This window comes from Arthrobacter sp. ISL-65 (genome assembly GCF_018613795.1).
Classification (GTDB): Bacteria; Actinomycetota; Actinomycetes; order Actinomycetales; family Micrococcaceae; genus Arthrobacter.
On record NZ_JAGGPN010000008.1, the window covers coordinates 83,981 to 102,154 of the forward strand.

Annotated in this window: 17 protein-coding genes and 2 tRNA genes; 17 read left to right on the forward strand and 2 right to left on the reverse strand. The window is 66.8% G+C overall.

Annotated elements, in window-relative coordinates; all coding sequences use genetic code 11:
• Window positions 1-24: 24 nt before the first annotated feature.
• From J7I85_RS04040 to J7I85_RS04050, 3 genes are all read left to right on the forward strand, one after another.
• A tRNA-Gly gene (locus tag J7I85_RS04040) sits at window positions 25-97 on the forward strand.
• A gap of 56 nt (window positions 98-153) precedes the next feature.
• Window positions 154-225: transfer RNA gene (locus J7I85_RS04045), tRNA-Val, on the forward strand.
• A gap of 148 nt (window positions 226-373) precedes the next feature.
• Window positions 374-610, forward strand: a complete 237-nt coding sequence (locus J7I85_RS04050) for an antitoxin (RefSeq protein WP_214846900.1) — start codon at window positions 374-376, stop codon at window positions 608-610.
• Window positions 611-728: 118 nt separating this feature from the next.
• Here J7I85_RS04050 and zapE read toward each other — a convergent pair whose 3' ends face one another.
• Entirely contained in the window at window positions 729-1,769 is a 1,041-nt protein-coding gene (gene zapE / locus J7I85_RS04055) for a cell division protein ZapE (RefSeq protein WP_214846914.1), read from the reverse strand.
• A gap of 218 nt (window positions 1,770-1,987) precedes the next feature.
• Between zapE and J7I85_RS04060 the strand changes: the two genes are divergently transcribed.
• From J7I85_RS04060 to ybaK, 3 genes are read left to right on the forward strand one after another with little or no spacing between them, the layout of a single operon-like run.
• The gene (locus J7I85_RS04060; protein WP_214846916.1) at window positions 1,988-2,911 is read left to right on the forward strand and encodes a sulfurtransferase; all 924 of its coding nucleotides are present in this window, start codon (window positions 1,988-1,990) and stop codon (window positions 2,909-2,911) included.
• 51 nt (window positions 2,912-2,962) lie between these two features.
• A complete protein-coding gene (locus tag J7I85_RS04065; RefSeq protein WP_214846918.1) occupies window positions 2,963-3,421 on the forward strand; it encodes a SufE family protein in 459 nt (152 codons plus the stop codon).
• Between the two features lie 14 nt (window positions 3,422-3,435).
• On the forward strand, window positions 3,436-3,939 hold the full coding sequence (ybaK, locus tag J7I85_RS04070; RefSeq protein ID WP_214846928.1) for a Cys-tRNA(Pro) deacylase: 504 nt from the start codon (window positions 3,436-3,438) through the stop codon (window positions 3,937-3,939).
• Here the strand turns inward: ybaK and J7I85_RS04075 are convergent.
• Entirely contained in the window at window positions 3,927-5,198 is a 1,272-nt protein-coding gene (locus J7I85_RS04075) for an alpha/beta hydrolase family protein (RefSeq protein WP_374102429.1), read from the reverse strand. The two genes, ybaK and J7I85_RS04075, sit on opposite strands and share 13 nt — an antisense overlap.
• A gap of 118 nt (window positions 5,199-5,316) precedes the next feature.
• Between J7I85_RS04075 and J7I85_RS04080 the strand changes: the two genes are divergently transcribed.
• The 11 genes from J7I85_RS04080 (at window position 5,317) to J7I85_RS04130 (ending at window position 18,122) form a co-directional block, all read left to right on the forward strand.
• Complete coding sequence (locus J7I85_RS04080) at window positions 5,317-5,808, forward strand: hypothetical protein (RefSeq protein WP_214846930.1); 492 nt, start codon at window positions 5,317-5,319, stop codon at window positions 5,806-5,808.
• 14 nt (window positions 5,809-5,822) lie between these two features.
• On the forward strand, window positions 5,823-6,287 hold the full coding sequence (gene msrB / locus J7I85_RS04085; RefSeq protein WP_214846963.1) for a peptide-methionine (R)-S-oxide reductase MsrB: 465 nt from the start codon (window positions 5,823-5,825) through the stop codon (window positions 6,285-6,287).
• 145 nt (window positions 6,288-6,432) lie between these two features.
• Window positions 6,433-7,836: a DUF6421 family protein gene (locus tag J7I85_RS04090; protein ID WP_214846965.1), complete on the forward strand. Its 1,404-nt coding sequence runs from the start codon at window positions 6,433-6,435 to the stop codon at window positions 7,834-7,836.
• Complete coding sequence (locus tag J7I85_RS04095; protein ID WP_214846977.1) at window positions 7,833-8,609, forward strand: SDR family oxidoreductase; 777 nt, start codon at window positions 7,833-7,835, stop codon at window positions 8,607-8,609. Before J7I85_RS04090 ends, J7I85_RS04095 begins: the two co-directional genes overlap by 4 nt.
• A 21-nt stretch (window positions 8,610-8,630) precedes the next feature.
• Window positions 8,631-9,743 (forward strand): low specificity L-threonine aldolase, encoded by a 1,113-nt coding sequence (locus J7I85_RS04100; protein ID WP_214847020.1) that lies wholly within the window; start codon window positions 8,631-8,633, stop codon window positions 9,741-9,743.
• Window positions 9,744-9,811: 68 nt separating this feature from the next.
• Window positions 9,812-10,474 (forward strand): DUF3000 domain-containing protein, encoded by a 663-nt coding sequence (locus J7I85_RS04105; protein ID WP_214847022.1) that lies wholly within the window; start codon window positions 9,812-9,814, stop codon window positions 10,472-10,474.
• Between the two features lie 161 nt (window positions 10,475-10,635).
• A complete protein-coding gene (gene efeU / locus J7I85_RS04110; RefSeq protein WP_214846983.1) occupies window positions 10,636-11,487 on the forward strand; it encodes an iron uptake transporter permease EfeU in 852 nt (283 codons plus the stop codon).
• Window positions 11,488-11,582: 95 nt separating this feature from the next.
• On the forward strand, window positions 11,583-12,779 hold the full coding sequence (gene efeO / locus J7I85_RS04115; RefSeq protein ID WP_214846985.1) for an iron uptake system protein EfeO: 1,197 nt from the start codon (window positions 11,583-11,585) through the stop codon (window positions 12,777-12,779).
• The gene (gene efeB, locus J7I85_RS04120) at window positions 12,776-14,143 is read left to right on the forward strand and encodes an iron uptake transporter deferrochelatase/peroxidase subunit (RefSeq protein WP_214846987.1); all 1,368 of its coding nucleotides are present in this window, start codon (window positions 12,776-12,778) and stop codon (window positions 14,141-14,143) included. Before efeO ends, efeB begins: the two co-directional genes overlap by 4 nt.
• A gap of 141 nt (window positions 14,144-14,284) precedes the next feature.
• The gene (locus J7I85_RS04125) at window positions 14,285-15,616 is read left to right on the forward strand and encodes an HRDC domain-containing protein (protein ID WP_214846995.1); all 1,332 of its coding nucleotides are present in this window, start codon (window positions 14,285-14,287) and stop codon (window positions 15,614-15,616) included.
• A 352-nt stretch (window positions 15,617-15,968) separates the two neighbouring features.
• On the forward strand, window positions 15,969-18,122 hold the full coding sequence (locus tag J7I85_RS04130) for a 3-hydroxyacyl-CoA dehydrogenase NAD-binding domain-containing protein (protein WP_214846997.1): 2,154 nt from the start codon (window positions 15,969-15,971) through the stop codon (window positions 18,120-18,122).
• Window positions 18,123-18,174: the final 52 nt, after the last annotated feature.

The window sequence follows — 18,174 nt, forward strand, 5'->3', positions numbered from 1 at the left end:
GGCCACACGGCTGGACTTCAAAATGCGGACGTAGCTCAGCTGGTAGAGCACCACCTTGCCAAGGTGGATGTCGCGAGTTCGAATCTCGTCGTCCGCTCTCTTTTGATTCTTAGGATCTGAACCCTGGAATACCACCGGTTTTCCGGATGCAATGGGCGATTGGCGCAGCGGTAGCGCGCTTCCCTGACACGGAAGAGGTCACTGGTTCGATCCCAGTATCGCCCACAAAACAGAGCAGCTCTCCGGAGCTGCTTTTTTCTTGTCCTCACAGTGTTTGACAAATTTTGTCAAGAACTCCTTGGCACGCACGGCCTTCGCGGCTAGGATCGAATGCGGAGGAGCGAACTGGCTCCGCGATTGAAGGGAGGTGCTCGTGGGTTTACTTGACGATCTAAAGGGCAAAGCTCAGGGTCTGATCCGCGGCAACGAGCAGGCCATCAAGGACGGCATCACCAAAGCAGGTGATTTTGTCGACACCAAGACGGGTGGCAAATACACCAGCAAGGTGGATAAGGTCCAGACTGGCGCTTCCACTCTCGTTGACAAAGCCAATGAGAGGCCAACCCAGGGACCGGCGGACAACGTGCCGCCGGCTGAGAAGGCTCCGTAGCCAGGACTTACCGGGCTTCGCCCCTAAACGTCAAAAAGGGTGCCGGTCCCGCCGAGAGGCGGCGCCGGCACCTTTCGCGTTCCCGAAAGAAGACTTGCCTGTTTACAGAAGCCCTTTTCTAGGAGGGCTCGTGGTTCTGGCCTTCTCGGGCCAGCGCTGTAAGCCGGGAGACCGCCCTGAAGTACTTCTTCATGTAGCCACCGTTCATCATTTCCTCGGTGAACAGTTTGTCGAACGGCACGCCGCTGGCAAGGATGGGAACGTCCTTGTCGTACAGGCGGTCGGCCAGCACCACAAACCTCAGCGCCACCGCCTGCTCGGTGATGGTTTCCACGTCCCGCCAGACAACGCCGTCCACACCGTCAAGCAGCTTGCGGTAGCGGCTCGGATGGACACCCGCGAGGTGGGAGATGAGGGTGCCGAAGTCATCCTCGGCAACAGTCTTGCCGTCGAACTCCGCCTTCATGTGGGCGTGGAGTTCGCTGTTTCGCAGCGGTGCCGGCGCAGCCGGGAGGCCGCGGTGGCGGAAGTCCTCGCCGTCAACCCTGATGACGTCAAACTGGTCCGCCAGGACCTGGATCTCACGCTGGAAATCCACGGCGGCAAAGCGGCCGTCGCCCAGCGAGCCGGGCAGGGTATTGGAGGTGGCCGCGAGCTTCACGCCGGCGTCGGCCAGTTCCCGCATGAGGCGGGACATCAGGACCGTGTCGCCCGGATCGTCAAGTTCAAACTCGTCAATGCAGACAAGCTTGTAGGAGCTCAGTGCGTCGACGGTCTTCCGGAAGGACAGGGCACCCACCAGGTTGGTGTATTCCACAAAGGTGCCAAAGGCCTTGGGGCCGGGGGCAGCGTGCCAGAGCGATGCCAGCAGGTGGGTTTTCCCCACGCCGAATCCGCCGTCGAGGTAAATGCCGGCGCGGGTGGTGGCGTCCTTCTTGCCAAAGAGCTTTTTGAACAATCCCCCGCCGTCTCCCGCGCCGATTCCGCCGGCGAAAGCCTGCAGTGCGTGCACCGCCGCCGCCTGGCTTGGCTGCTTCGGGTCGGGCCGGTAGCTTGCAAAGGACACCTGCCCGAACCTGGGCGACGGGTAGAAACCTTTGAGGAGCTCATCCACCGACACCGCCGGCGTCCGGGTGGCGAGCTTTTCGATCTGTACCAAGGTGGTCCATTCTGCTGGTGATTTGTCCCCAGCAAGAATACCGGCATTGGCCGCCCGCCCCGCGGGCAACGCCTTACTCCCGGCGAGGCCGTGAGCAAGCACACATTTCGTCCTGTTAACACACAGGAGCATTCGTACCGGCCCGTGGCTAGTGTTGGAGCAGTGACCCGCCGTCCCCCGGCGGTCTGACCTGACCGTTTCAGTGAAAGGCCATACGCATGTCCTACCCCGTTGAACAGAACGAGAAGTTCGCCGCCTACGCGCACCCTGAGCGGCTTGTTTCCACCGAATGGCTGGCTGCGGCCATCGATGCCGGCGCCCTTAACGACGGCAAACTCGTCGTGGTGGAGTCCGATGAAGACGTCCTCCTCTACGAAACCGGCCACATTCCCGGCGCGGTCAAGATCGACTGGCACACCGACCTAAACGACGAAGTGACCCGCGACTACGTTCAGGGCCAGGAGTTTGCCGCTCTGGCCGCCGCGAAGGGCATTACCCGCGACACAACGGTGGTCATCTACGGCGACAAGTCCAACTGGTGGGCCGCCTACGCTCTCTGGGTCTTCAGCCTGTTCGGCCACGAGGACGTCCGCCTGCTCGACGGCGGCCGCGACAAGTGGATCGCGGAAGGCCGTGCCCTGACCACCGATATCCCGTCGCCGGAGGTGGCCGACTACCCCGTGGTGGAGCGCAACGACACCCCGATCCGCGCCTTCAAGGAAGACGTCCTGGCCCACCTGGGCAAGCCGCTGATCGACGTCCGCTCCCCCGAGGAGTACACCGGCCAGCGCACCCACATGCCGGCCTACCCCGAGGAAGGTGCGCTGCGCGGCGGCCACATTCCCACCGCGGCCTCAATCCCGTGGGCGCGGGCAGCAGCAGAGGACGGCACCTACCGCAGCCGCGCCGAGCTTGAGGCGTTGTACCTCGGCGAAGCCGGTCTGGCCGAGGGCGACGACGTCGTGGCCTACTGCCGCATCGGCGAACGTTCCAGCCACACCTGGTTCGCGCTGAAGTTCCTCCTGGGCTTCGAAACCGTCCGCAACTACGACGGCTCCTGGACGGAATGGGGCAACGCCGTGCGCGTGCCGATTGCCAAGGGCGCGGAACGCGGCTCGGTACCGGCAGTTGCCGCTAGGTAAATCATCCGTAAAAAAGCGGCGGACGGGGACAACCTGCGTAAGCTGGAAGTGATGAGTACTCAAGCACTTCCCACCGCCCTGGCGGAGATTGTCGACGACTTCCAAGCACTGAGCGAGCCCGAACGGCTGCAGCTCCTGCTGGAGTTCTCCCGCGGCCTGCCGGAGCTTCCGGCGCGCCTGAACGACCACCCTGAGCTGCTCGAGCAGGTGGTGGAATGCCAGTCGCCTCTTTTCCTTACCATTGAGACGGAAAAGAACGACGGCGGGTCCCCCGCCTTCCGGCTGTTCTTCAAGGCGCCGCCGGAGGCCCCCACCACCCGTGGTTTCGCCGGAGTGCTCCACGAAGGACTGGACGGCCTCACCGCCGAGGAGATCCTGGCTGTTCCCGACGACATGCCGGAACTGCTCGGCCTGACCCGCGCCATCACGCCGCTGCGCATGCGCGGCATGACCGCGATGCTCGGGCGCATCAAGCGCAAGGTAGCCGCCGCGGCCCGGCTCCACGCCTAGGAACCGGACCCCGGGTGGCGCGCAAGAACACGTCGCAGGGAACGCCTGCCACAGCCGTACTGGCTGCGGCAGGCGTTTCCTTTAACCTGCACCCATACAGCCACGATCCGGCCGCGGCCAGTTACGGCATGGAGGCAGCCGAGGTCCTGGGGATCGATCCGGCAAGGGTCTTCAAGACGCTCATGGTGGAGGTCGACGGCAAACTGGCGGTCGGCGTCGTGCCTGTCAGCGGAAGCCTGGACCTCAAAGCGATAGCTGCGGCGCTGGGCAGCAAGAAGGCCGCCATGGCGGACCCGGCCGCGGCTGAACGGCGCACCGGCTACGTCCTGGGCGGAATTTCGCCCCTGGGACAGCGGCAGCCCTCCCCCACGGTCATCGACGAAACCGCCCTCACCCTGGACACCATCCTGGTGTCCGGCGGCCGACGCGGCCTGGACATCGAACTGGATCCCCGCGACCTAGTGCGCCTCACCAAGGCCGTCACGGCCGCGATCGGAACAGGCTCTCAGGCAGGCTGAACCGGTTCCGGCTGGCCGGGATTGCGGCGCGGTGCCAACTGCTGCTGCAGCCACGCCCGGACCAGCCCTTCCCAGCGGACCGGATCGGCATTCCACTCCTTGGCATGCCGCGCCCCCTCGAACGGCTCGAACGTGACCATTTCCGGGTTCTTTTCGGCGAGCAGGGCCGAGGGCTGGTAGGGAACGTATTCGTCGTCCACGCTGTGGATGATGAGCGTCGGCGTCCTGAGTTCAACGGCACGCGACACCCAATCCATGGATTTCAGGTCCACGGGTGCAGCGAGCCCGGTGAGCCTGCGGCCCACCTTGTGCCCCATCATCAGCTGGCCGTACCGGCCAACGGCCGACGGGATCCGGTTAAGCTCCGCGTGGTGGGCCAGCACGTTGACCCAGTCGATGACCGGCGCGTCCAAGACCATGGCCCGGATGACATGCCGGTGCTCCGAGAGGTCCGCCGTCTGCAGGCAGATGGCCCCTCCCATGGACCAGCCGAAAAGCACGACTTCCCGGGCACCGCGGGCGAGGGCAAAGGCGATGGCAGCGTCGATGTCCCGCCACTCCGTGGAACCCAGCCCGTACCTGCCGTCGAATGCTGCCGGTGCCAGGCCGTCGTTCCGATAGGAAACCAGGAGATTGGGCAGTCCGAGTCCGTGGGCCACCCGCGCTCCACGGAGGCACTCCTGCCGGGTTGCCCCGCGCCCGTGGACCATGATGGCCCAGGTTTCGGCGCCGGCATCACCAGGGATCAGCCAGCCAGGGGCATTTCCGCCCTCAACGTCAATGCCGACGTCTTCGGCCGCCAGGCCCACGTCCGAGGGGTGCTGGTACGTGGCGCCTCCCCACCAGGCGCGCCCTGCGGTTGCCAGGTTGCCGCTGTAGACAGCCTCCACCTCACGCAGCACGGTGCGCTCGGCCGGGGAATAGGACAGGATCCTGCCAATCCGGGCATGCCCGGCACCGGCGTCGAAGAAGAGGCTGTACGTTCCATCGTGTGTTGTCTCCGGCGTGGCCGCGAGGATGACCTGCAGTTCCCTGCCCTCCCGGATGACCGCCAGGACTTCCTGGTCCGCCGCCCGCACGCGGGCTGGGGTGAGGACGCGGCGGGCAAAGTAGAGCGCGAGGGCTGATGATCCGGCACCGAGCAGGGCAGCGGCCGTACCGCCGGCAATGATTCCCCCGAGGGTCCACTTCGCCTTCAGGGGCATCGCATTGCCCTGGGTAGTGGACGGGGGTGTCAAAGCAGCCTGCGCGGAATCCATGCCACCCATCTTGACGGATCCGGCCCCTTCCGGCACATTTACGGCCGAATGCAAGGGGGGCCAAATGCATGCGTGCCAAATACATGCGGGCACTGGCGGGCGGGACTAGGCTGATGCCATGAGCGATCCAATCGTCATTCTGACTGAAGAGCCGCTGGGTGCGGACGACCGCGTGAACATCGAACGCCTGGTGGACGGAGGTGACGCGCCCCTGGTTGTGCTGGTGCCGGCCAATACGGAACGGCATCTGCTGGTGGACTTCCTCGAGAACCTTTCGATGCTGGACATTGCCAAGGCTTTCCGCGAGCTGACGGCCCATTCCCCGGACCCCACGGAGGAACGGGCAGCGGCAGACGCCACGCTGGCCACCTCGGTCAGCGCACTGGAAGGCATCGGCGGCGGTGTTGCAGGCGAGGTGGTGGCCGGCGGCGCCGTCAACGGTCTCGTGGCCAAAGTCAAGGAGCTTGGCGCCGCCCAGGCCGTCGTGATCACCAGGCCGCATGCCGTTTCGGACACCTTTCATACCGACTGGGCCAACCGGGCGCAGGACAAGCTGGGCCTCCCGGTGCTGCATCTATATGCGGGCTCGGGATTTATCGGGGACTCCTGAGCGTTGGTCCGGTTATGAGCACTCCTGAGAAATCCGACCTGACCAACACCGCCGGCGAAGCATCTCCTGCCGCCGGCCGGTCCGACGACGACTGGCGCCACGAACTGACGCCGGAGGAATACCACGTGCTGCGCCAGGCCGGCACGGAACGCCCTTACACCGGCGAATACTGGGACACCCACACCGCCGGCGCCTACAACTGCCGCGCGTGCGGGACCGAGCTCTTCACCAGCAAGGAGAAGTTCGATTCGCACTGCGGCTGGCCGTCATTCTGGGCGCCCCTGGCCGAAGAACGGGTGCGGTACATCCACGACCGGACCCTGGGCATGGAACGCGTCGAGGTGCGGTGCGCCAACTGCGACTCGCACCTCGGGCACGTCTTCGAGGGTGAGGGCTACGGGACTCCAACGGACCAGCGTTACTGCATCAACTCCATCTCACTGAAGCTGGTTCCGGCCGCCGACGACACCCAGGCCTAAGATTGCCCGGCGCTGCGCCTAGCGGTTCTTCCGACGGCCCCGAGCCCTACAGTTTCTTATGCTCACGCCTTTGATCGATTAGGAATCCTGTCTGCTTGCTACGCTCGCCGTAGAAGCTCAGGTAACCAGAAAGGCGAGGCCAGCGATGACCGTAACCGTACACACAGCACCAGCCCGAATCTCCGCGGAACACCCTGAATGGCAGCGCCTCAAGGCCGCGGCCATTGCCCTGCGGGACCTGCAGGTGCAGGACGGCTCCATCCCCGACCAGGCTGCCCATACGGCAGCGCACGGCCACGTCGAAGCCCTTGTCAGCGCCGTCGAGGCGCTGGCAACGGCGTTCCCCCACGACGCCCTGTACCTGGACCTGGTGTGCCGCGACTTTGGCCGCTGGGCCGAGGGCGGGTTCGGCGTGCCGGATTTCCTGGACTCCCTGCTGGCGTTCCAGCCGCAGGCGGACCGCGAGAACGGCCTGCAGCACCTGGTGGTCTTCCCCATGTACACGCAGAACGGAAGCAGCGGCAGGCTCGTGGAGGCCGTCCTCATCGACGTCGTGTGGCCGGACTTCATTGCAGGCCTGGAAGAGGGCGACTACTCGAACCGCCTGTTCGTGCCCATCCGGTTCATTGACTTCACCCCAGGGTACGACACCAACTCCGCTGTGCTGTTCCCCGAAACGGTGGGGGTGCGCGCGACGCCCCGGTTCACCTGGGGCGCCATTTTCGCGGACCGGGAAGCGGCACGCTTCCGCCGCGTCCTCCGGGCCGCGGCCGACATCACTTCGCTGGAGCTGCCGGCGGGAGCCGCTGAACTCCTCGAGGACCAGGAACTCACCGAAAAGACCTTTGTCATGTGGGACCTGATCCATGACCGCACGCACATGCGCGGGGACCTGCCGTTCGATCCCTTCATGATCAAGCAGCGGATGCCGTTCTTCCTGTACTCCCTCGAGGAGCTGCGCTGCGACCTGACGGCCTTCCGGGAATCCGTGACGATCGAAAAGGACGAAGCAGCGGACCCGGAAGCCCGCCGGCATGCCAAACTCGTGCAGTACGCCGTCATTTTCGACCGCATCTTCCGGTTCGCCATCACCGGCAGCCGCGTGCGCAACTATGACGGGCTCGGCGGCCAGCTGCTCTTCGCGTGGCTGCACCAGCACCGCGTCCTTCACTGGACCGACAGCCGCCTGACCATCGACTGGGAACATGTCGCCGGCGTCGTCATGGAGCTGGGTGCCCGGATCGAAGAGCTCTACTGGCGCTCCATCGACCGGCCCAAGACCGCCCACTGGCTGGCGGCCTATGAGCTGATCTCGGGCACCGTCACGCCGAACCCGGCATCAGTGTGGGCGAAGGGACCAGGCGCCCTCCCTCTCGACGGGCCGCCCCGGGGCCTTACCGATCAGGTCCTGGACGACGAGTTCCCGCTGTCCATGTTCTACGAGGCCCTGGAAAAGAAGATGCGCCCCGTTATCGAATCCACCGCAGGCATTACCGGCTCCTCCGACCCTGCCCTGGCGGCGGGCAGCCCGGCCGCGATGGCAGCATGACAGACGGCAGGCCACTGCGCGTGCTGGTCACGGGCGGCAGCTCACCTTCAGGGATCGCGGCGGCCCGTGCACTGCTGCAGGCCGGCTTTGCCGTCTTCACGGTGGGTTCGGACAAGGCGCGCATCGAGGAGGCCGCGGAAACCGGGGGCGGCGCCACGCCGCTCGTGTGCGACCTCGCCGACCTCGCCGCAGTGCGGGAGCTGCAGCAAGAGCTCGCCCGCACCGCCGGAAGGATCGACGGCGTCATCCACCTCGTGGGTGGCTGGCGCGGCGCGCAGGGCATCACCAGCCAGACCGATGAGGACTGGGATTTCCTGGAACGCAGCGCCGTCACGACGCTCCGGAACGTCTCCCGGGTCTTCTACGACGACCTCGCCGCCTCGCCCTGCGGGCGTTTTGCCATGGTGTCCTCGACGGCGGTGGGCAGTCCCGCCGCCGGCGTCGCCAGCTACGTGGCGGCCAAGGCCGCCGCTGAAGCGTGGACCATGGCAGTGGCCGAGGGCTTCCGCCAGGACGCCCAAGGGCCCGAAGACCCGGCCCGCGACGGCCAGCACAGTGCCGCCGTCGTTTTCGTGGTGAAGGCGCTGGTGGACGCGAGCATGCGCAGCAGTCAGCCCGAACGGAAGTTTCCCGGCTACACGGACGTCGAGCAGCTGGCCGCGGCCGCCGTCGGACTCTTTAGCCAGCCCGCCGCGGAGCTGAACGGGCAGCGGCTGCTGCTGGCCCCGGTGCCCGCCGGCGCTGCAAGTACGCAGAGCGCCGCAACTACCTAGACTGAAAGCGTGACCAAAGAGATGACAACAACTGTTGAAACTGCCGGCAGCGGCACCATGTCCAGGCTGCACGACGCGTCGGTCCGCGGCTTTGCCTCGGACAACTACTCAGGGGTGCACCCCGAGGTGCTGGCCGCGCTGGCCGCCGCCAACGAGGGGCACCAGGTCTCCTATGGCGAAGACGCCTACACGGCCCGCCTGCAGGAGCTGATGGAGGAGCACTTCGGGCCGGGTATCGAATGCTTCCCGGTCTTCAACGGCACGGGCGCCAACGTCCTGTCCCTGCAGTCCCTCCTCCCGCGCTGGGGCGCGGTGGTGTGCGCGTCCACGGCACACATCAACATGGATGAGAACGGCGCCCCGGAGCGTGTGGGCGGCATAAAGCTGCTGCAGGTGCACACCCCGGACGGCAAGCTGACGCCGGAGCTCATCGACCGCGAAGCGTGGGGCTGGGGCGACGAGCACCGCGCGCAGCCGCTGGCCGTCTCCATCACCCAGACCACTGAACTGGGCACCTGCTACACGGTGGATGAAGTCCGGGCGATCGCCGAGCACGTTCACGCCAAAGGCATGAAGCTGCACATGGACGGCGCGCGGCTGGCCAACGCCGCGGCGCACCTTGGCGTTCCGCTGCGGGCCTTCACCCGCGACGCCGGCGTGGACATCCTGTCGTTCGGCGGAACCAAGAACGGGCTGCTGTTCGGCGAGCTGGTGGTGGCACTGAACCCCGACGCCGCCCACGGGCTGCTGTTCCTGCGCAAAATGAACATGCAGCTGGCCTCCAAGATGCGGTTCATGTCCGCGCAGTTCATCGCCCTGCTCGAAGGTGACCTGTGGCTCCGTTCAGCCGGCCACGCGAACGCCATGGCCGCGAAGCTGCGCGCAGCGGTGGATGACATTGACGGCGTGGAACCCACGCAGAAAACGGAGTCCAACGGCGTCTTTGCGGTTTTGCCGGCAGGCGTGGCGGACAGGCTCCGGGAGTCCTTCCGCTTCTATGACTGGAATGAAGCCACCCGCGAGGTCCGCTGGATGTGTTCCTTCGACACCAGCGAGGAGGACGTCGATGCCTTCGTGGCAGCCATCAGGGACGAACTCGCCCGGCACGGGACCTCGCCCGCGGCAGCGCACTAACATGCGCGGGATTGCGTAAGCAGGCGGCGAGCCTGCCGGAATTGGCGGTTTCCATTGCGTACCCTGCGATTGTGAACGCACTTGCCCAGGTTCCCGCGGATTTTCTGTATGCGCTGGGAACGCTCCGCAAAGCACGCTGCCGCAGCGAACTGCGCCTCGACGAGATCCCGGCGCCCGCCCGGCTGGCGCCATTCGCCGTGGCCCTCGGCGCCGAGGTCATCGTTCCCAGCGGCGTTAAGGACCGCTCGCCGGTTCACGGGCCGGCGGCCATGGCGCTGGCCCGGTCCGCCGCCGCCGGGGGTGATGCCGACGACGACGGCGAGGAGCTCGCCACCGGGCGCTTCATCCTGCTGCACGACCCCGACGGCTCCGCGGTGTGGGATGGCGAATTCCGGATCGTGACCTATATCCGGGCCCAGCTCGACGCCGAGATGGGCAACGATGAAATGCTGGGGTCGGTGGCGTGGACATGGCTCGTGGAAGCCCTCGAAACCCACCATGCCCCCTACCGTGCGGCCGGCGGCACCGCCACGCGTGTGCTGTCCGAAAGCTTCGGAACGCTGGCGGACCGGCCCGCCTCGATCGACATTGAACTTCGTGCCTCGTGGACCCCGGCAGGCGCCGACGTCCAGGCGCACCTCGAGGCGTGGTCTGACATGGTGTGCACCTTCGCCGGCCTCCCGCCGCTGCCCGAGGGCGTCTCCGCGCTCCCACGCAGGCGCCGCAACTAAACTGCCTCCACCAAACCGGCACCGCCCAAACGGCGCCCAAACCGGTGGAGTAATTTCCACAGCAATTACGGCACGATTCTTTTGCCTAATCGCCTTCGCCGTGTAAAGTCCCGTGCTTAGGTGAGCCTAAGACGGGCTCCCCCTGGCAGAAGGTGCTTTACATGACAGCCAACTTCCTCATCGGCCTCCGGGAGGGCCTCGAGGCGACGCTCATCGTCGTCCTGCTGATGGCCTACCTCACCAAGAGTGGCCGGCGCGCGCTGCTCCCGCGGCTGTGGGCGGGCGTTGGAATCGCTGTCGCCGTGTCCGTCGGCTTCGGCGCCCTGCTGACCTTCGGCCCGCGCGGCCTGACCTTCGAAGCGCAGGAAGCCATCGGCGGAGGCCTTTCCATCATCGCCGTCGGGCTGGTCACCTGGATGGTCTTCTGGATGGCGCGCACCGCCCGCACGCTCGGCAGCGAACTGCGCTCCCGCGTCGACGGCGTGGCCGACGGCGCCGCCTGGGGCCTGGTGCTTGTTGCGGCTTTGGCCGTCGGGCGGGAAGGCCTGGAGACGGCACTGTTTCTGTGGGCCGCAGCCCAGGCCAGCGGAGAATCCGGAACCCCTCTGTTCGGCGCCCTCCTGGGCCTCGCCGTGGCTGCCGGGCTCGGTTACCTCCTGCACCGTGGCGCCCTGAAGGTCAACCTGTCCCGCTTCTTCACCTGGACCGGCGTCGCCCTGGTGGTCATCGCCGGCGGCGTCCTCGCCTACGGCGTCCACGACCTGCAGGAGGCCGGCATCCTGCCGGGGCTGCACAGCCTCGCCTTCGACGTCTCAGGCGCCGTCCCGGCGTCGTCCTGGTACGGCACCCTGCTGAAGGGGACCCTGAACTTCTCCCCCGCCACGACATGGCTGGAAGCAGCCGCCTGGGTCCTGTACGCCGTCCCCGTCATGTTCTTCTACCTTCGCGCCAGCTTCCGCCCGCCGCTCCGGCCGGCGGAGGCCCCTGCCGCAGCTGTCGCCGTGGCCTCATAACCGGCAGCCCCGCCCCCAAACCAAACGCCGCACCCCAACATCCCCGCTGCACCCCCACATCCCCGCTGCACCCCCAACACCCCCAAGGAATTCACATGTCCGCCTTCACCTCGCCCAAAACCCGCCGGACTGCCGGTGCCCGCCTCGCCGTCGTGGCAGCCACCGCAGTCCTCCCGCTGGCCCTCGCATCCTGCACCGACAACGCCAGCGCCAACGCATCGGGCACCACCGACGGGCCCATCCAGGTCACCAGTACCGATGCCGAGTGCAAGGTCTCCACAGTTAATGCCCCCAGCGGGAACCTCACCTTCGCCGTTAAGAACGACGGCGCCGAGGTCACCGAGTTCTACGTGCTCGCCGAAGACGGCCTGCGGATCGTGGCCGAAGTGGAGAACATCGGCCCCGGGATCACCCGCAACCTGGTGCTCACCGCGCCGGCGGGCAAATACATCACCGCCTGCAAGCCGGGGATGAAGGGTGACGGCATCCGCGCGGACTTCAACGTCAAGGACTCCGGCAAGCAGGCCACCGTGGACGCCGACCTCCAGAAGCTCGTGGACACCGGAGTCAGCCAGTACACGGCCTACGTCAAGGACCAGACCGAGCAGTTGGTGGCCGGAACCAAGGAATTCGCCGCCGCATACGCTGCAGGCGACGCAGCTAAGGCCAAGAACCTCTACGCTGCCACCCGCATGCACTGGGAACGGATCGAACCCGTGGCTGAATCCTTCGGGGATCTCGATCCCAGGCTCGATGCCCGTGAGGCGGACCTCGAACCGGGGCAGAAGTGGACCGGCTGGCACCGTGCCGAAAAGGACCTGTTCCCGCCGGCCGGATACAAGGCACTGACCGCGGCCGAGCGTGGCGCAATCGCCAAGCAGCTGGTGGCCGACACGGCGGAACTCAGTACCCGCACCCGAAGCGTGGAGCTCAGCGCGGACAAGCTCGGCAACGGCGCGAAGGAACTGCTGGACGAGGTGGCCCGCGGCAAGGTCACCGGCGAGGAAGAGATCTGGTCGCACACCGATCTCTGGGACTTCCAGGCCAACGTGGACGGCGCCCGGATCGCGTTCGAAAACCTCAAGCCCGCCCTACAGCAGAAGGACTCCGCCCTGGCCAAGGACCTCGACGCCAAGTTCAGCGCCCTCCAGGCTGAGCTGGAGAAGCACGCCAAGGGCGACGGCTTTGCCTACTACAACGAGCTGAGCAAGGACGAGGTCCAGCAGCTCAGCGCCCTGGTGGACGCCCTCGGCGAGCCGCTGTCCAAGCTCACCGCGGCAGTGGTGCTGTGAGCGGCTGCCCCTTCGGCGGCGACCAGCAGCCGCCTGCCAACGCGCAACCCAACGGCTCCGGAGCGTCGCCGGAGACGTCCGACGGCGTCAGCCGCCGGTTGTCCCGACGCGGACTTCTGGGACTCGCCGGCGTGGGCGGCGCGGGAGCGGTGGCGGGAATCGCCGCCGGCCTGCTCGGTCATGACGCCATCGCGGCTGCAGCAGCGCCGCCGGCTGCCAACGATTCCGTCGTCCCCTTCTTCGGCGACCGGCAGGCGGGGATCACCACGGCTGCGCAGGACCGCCTGCACATGGCGGCCTTCGACGTCACCACCGACGACCGTGCGGCACTCATCGAACTCCTCAAGGACTGGACCGCCGCCGCGGACGCCATGACCGCCGGCCGGACCACCGGAGCCACCGGCGCCGTCGATGGCCCGTATGACGCCCCGCCGGAGGACACCGGGGAAGCCCTGGACCTCGACGCCGGCCGGCTCACCCTCACATTTGGCTTCGGCGCTTCCCTGTTCGAGAAGGACGGCAAAACCCGCTTCGGCCTCGACGGGAAGCGGCCCGATGCCCTGACCGATCTGCCGCACTTCCCCGGCGACGCCTTGGAGCCCGCCCGCACGGGCGGCGACATCGTGGTGCAGGCATGCGCCGACGACCCCCAGGTGGCCGTGCACGCCATCCGCAACCTGGCCCGGCTTGGCTTCGGCAAGGCCCGTGTCCGCTGGTCCCAGCTGGGATTCGGCCGCACCTCGTCGACGTCGCGGGCGCAGCAGACGCCCCGCAACCTCTTCGGTTTCAAGGACGGGACCAACAACCTCAAGGCCGAGGACACCGCCCTGCTCGACGAGCATGTGTGGGCCGGCGCCGGATCCCGTACAGGCGAAGCGTGGATGGAGGGCGGCAGCTACCTGGTGGCGCGGCGCATCCGGATGCACATCGAAATCTGGGACCGCACCTCGCTCCGCGAACAGGAAGGCCTGATCGGCCGGACCAAGGGAGAAGGCGCACCCCTGTCGGGCGGCAAGGAGTTCACAGCCCCCGACTTCGCCATCAAGGGCAACGACGGCGAGCCCCTCATCGCCATGGACTCCCACGTCCGGCTGGCCCACGCAGACCAGAACGACGGTGTGCGAATGCTCCGCCGCGGATACAACTACACCGACGGTTCTGACGGCCTGGGCCACCTCGATGCCGGGCTGTTCTTCATTGCCTTCGTCAAGGACCCGCGTACGCACTACGTGCCCATGCAGATGAGCATGGCCAAGGAGGACGTCCTGGCCCTGGAATACCTCAAGCACACGGGTTCCGGTCTCTTCGCCGTGCCGCCGGGCGTCAAGCAGGGCGGCTTCATCGGGGAAGGCCTCTTCGCCTGAGACTTCTTAACCTGGGCACTCTTCAGCTGGGCTCCGGAATATGGCGCTGTGGCATTAACACCGCGCCGCCGTCGCTTCCGACGGCGGCGCGTGCCGGCCCGGAACGGCCCTTGGCCCTGCTGCCGGTAAACTAGGGACATCATGACCGCTCAAAATTCGGATAACACCACAGCCGGCGCTCCGGCTGCTGAAACCACAGCCCATATAACGGTGGAAGGCTTTGACAGCCTGGTCCCCGTTGTCATCGATCTCGAATCCCCCCGCGACGGCGTCCCTCTGGTCATTGAAACCCAGGCGGGGCTGGAACGCTGCGCCGCCGCGATCGCCGCGGGCACGGGCCCGGCCGGTGTTGATGCAGAACGCGCCTCAGGCTTCCGCTACGGGCAGCGCGCGTTCCTCGTCCAGATTCGCCGGGAAGGTTCCGGAACATGGCTGATCGATCCCGAGCCATTCGGGGACCTGCGCATCATTAACGATGCCCTGCGGGGCGTCGAATGGATCCTGCACGCCGCCAGCCAGGACCTGCCCTGCCTGTCCGAGCTGGGTATGTGGCCGGACAAGCTTTTCGACACTGAACTCGCAGCACGTCTGGCAGGCCTTCCCCGCGTCGGCCTCGCTGCCGTGATCGAGCAGCTGCTCGGTTTCGGACTCGCCAAGGAACACTCGGCAGCCGACTGGTCCACCCGGCCCCTGCCGGAGCCCTGGCTACGGTACGCCGCGCTCGACGTCGAAGTCCTGACCGAACTGCGCGAGGAACTCATCGAACTCCTCGAAGCGGACGGAAAACTCGAGTACGCCGAGCAGGAGTTCGCCGCGATCCTGTCCGCCGGGCTCGCAGCACCCAGGGTTGACCCCTGGCGCAAGACATCCGGACTCCACCAGATCAGGGACCGCCGCCAGCTCGCCGCGGTGCGGGAGCTGTGGCTGGAACGCGACGCCCTGGCCCAAAAGCGCGATGTCGCCCCGGGACGGCTCATCCCCGATTCTGCCCTCGTCGCCGCAGCCAAGGCGATGCCGACGACGGTACCGCAACTGCTCGGCACCAAGGGATTCCACGGCAGGGCCGCCCAGCGGGAGGCCCCCCGCTGGCTTCGGTGCATCGCTGCGGCCCGGGCCCTCGAAGACCTTCCCCCGCTCCACCTGCCCACCAACGCCCCGCCACCGCCGCGGGTCTGGGCCGACCGCGACCTTCCCGCGGCCGAGAGGCTGCAGACCGCCAGGCCACTGCTGCAGGAGAAGGCGGACGAACTCAAGCTCCCGCTCGAAAACCTGCTGACCCCGGACTACCTTCGCCGCGTCGCGTGGCGGCCGCCGGAGGACATCACCGAGGCCGCCGTCGCCGACGACCTGCGCGGGCTGGGTGCCCGACCGTGGCAGGTGGGACTGGTGGCGCCGCTGATCACCGCGGCATTCCTCAACCCCCAGCCGCTTCCGCCCAAGGAAGCCAGGGAGCCAAAGGAAGCCTCCGCTTAGGACGGCTTAGCCGCATCAGGGCGGGGACGGTGGCGCGCCGCGTGCGACGGCGGTGCTGGCCGCGGTTTGGGCTTTTCGCTCCACCTAAGTGCCCAACTAGGTGGCAGCTCAGGGCGTTCTCAGAGCTGGGAACGCCCTGAGCTGCTACCTAGTTTTCGTTCTCGAGTGGATCAAAAGGATTTTTGATCCGGCCCGCATGTACCGAGCCAATACCGGCGCCGAACCAGGTACCGGGCCGAATCAAGTACCGGCGCCGGTTGCAGCCAATGTTACTCACGAGTAACGTTGGGTTTACTGATGCCCGGTCCCGGCCGTCCGGCCTAGGCATCCCGTCTCAATGAGGAGCCACAGAATGAGCGCCGCAGATTTCCGCAAGCTTGCCGATCTCTTTCCGGATGAGGCGGTCACTCATGCCTCCGTGCAGGATATTGAACTTCCCGCCACCGACGGCAAGGCCAGCCCGGGCGTCCTCGCCCTGATCACGCTGGACAACGGGCTGGACCACTCCAGGCCCACGACGCTTGGCCCCAACACCCTCGTTGAATTGGGCGGCGTCCTCGAAGGGCTGCGCGAGCGGGCGGCCACGGGCGAGATCGCGGCGGTAGCCGTGACGGGTAAGCCGAACTTCTTCGTTGCCGGGGCCGATCTGTCCGCGGTCACGAAGCTGCAGCAGCGGGAGCATGGCCTGTGGATGGCCCAGCTGGGACATGATGTCTACTCCACGCTGGCCAACCTGGGCGTTCCCAGCTTCGCCTTCATCAACGGCGTGGCCCTTGGCGGCGGCCTGGAGATCGCCCTGCAGTCCACCTACCGCACGGTGTCCACCCGCGCTGGAGCGCTGGCTCTTCCGGAGGCCTTCCTGGGGCTCGTGCCCGGGTGGGGCGGCGTTTACCTGCTGCCGCGGCTCATCGGCCCGGAGAATGCGGTGAAGGTGATGATCGAGAACGCACTGAACAATAACCGCACGCTGTCCGGCCCCGAAGCCTTCCAGCTCGGCATCGCCGATGCGCTGTTCGAGCCGGAGGACTTCCTGGCGCAGTCGGTCGCCTGGGCTGCGCGCGTCGTCGCCGGCGCAACACCCGAACGGCCCGCGGCCGTCGATCCCGCCGACCCCGCTGTTGCCGCCCGCTGGGCGGACGCCGTGGCCGCCGGCCGCGCCTACGTCGAAACCAAAACATCCAACGCCTCCCCGGCACCGGCCGAGGTGCTGAACATCATGGCGGTTAACCGCACCATGGCCCAGGCGGAGTCCGCCGCGCTCGAATGCGAAACGCTGGCCGGCCTCATGCAGACCGACGAGTTCCGTGCAACCGTCTACGCTTTCCTGGACCTCGTGCAGAAACGGGCCAAGCGGCCCGCAGGCGCCCCCGGCCGCGAGCTCGCCCGGCCCGTTACGAAGATCGGTGTGGTGGGCGCTGGCCTCATGGCCAGCCAACTCGCCCTGCTGTTCGCGCGCCAGCTTGGGATCCCTGTGGTTCTAACCGACATCGACCAGGACCGCGTGGACAAGGGCATTGGCTATGTCCACAACGAAGTGGACAAGCTGGTGGCGAAAGGCCGGCTGGGCACGGACGCTGCCACCAAGGCCAAGTCGCTCGTGACGGGGTCCGTATCCAAGGAAACGTTTGCGGACGCCGACTTTGTCATTGAGGCGGTGTTCGAGGAACTGAACGTCAAGAAGCAGGTGTTTGCCGAGCTCGAGGCCATCGTGTCACCGGAGTGCATCCTCGCGACGAACACGTCCTCGCTGTCCGTGACCGCCATGGCCGCGGACCTGCAGTACCCCGAGCGGCTCGTGGGCTTCCATTTCTTCAATCCCGTGGCCGTCATGCCGCTGCTGGAAATCGTCCGGGCGCCGAAGACCGACGACGCCGTGCTCGCCACCGCCTTCGAACTCGCCAAGGGCTTGAAAAAGACCGCCGTCCTGGTCAAGGACGCCCCCGCATTCGTGGTCAACCGCATCCTGCTGCGGCTCATGGGCGAAGTCACAGCCGCCTTCGACGAGGGCACGCCGGCCGACGTTGCGGATGCCGCGCTGCGCCCCATGGGTCTCCCCATGACGCCGTTCACCCTCCTCGCCATGGTGGGTTTGCCGGTTGCCCAGCACGTACAGGAATCCCTGCATGCGGCCTTCGGCGACCGCTTCCCGGTCTCGCAGAACCTGCAGAAACTCGTCGACAACAAGATCGGATCCCTGTGGTCCACGGCAGCGGACGGCGGGCAGGAGATTCCGGCCGCCAGCTCTGCGCTGATGTCCTTTGGCAGCACTCCGTCTACCGCAGAGGAAGTGCTGCGCCGGACCCAGGACGCCCTTGCCGAAGAAATTGGACTGATGCTCGAAGAGGGCGTGGTGGCCGGGCCCCAGGACATCGACCTGTGCATGATCCTGGGCGCCGGCTGGCCGATGTTCCTGGGCGGAATCACCCCCTACCTCGACAGGGTGGGAGCCTCGGAGCGCGTCAACGGCAGGCGGTTTCTGCCGCCGGGCGTGGCATCCCGTTCCTGAAACAGCGCGACGGACACTTGAGGCCCTGGTGGAGGGGCCTCAAGTGTCTGTG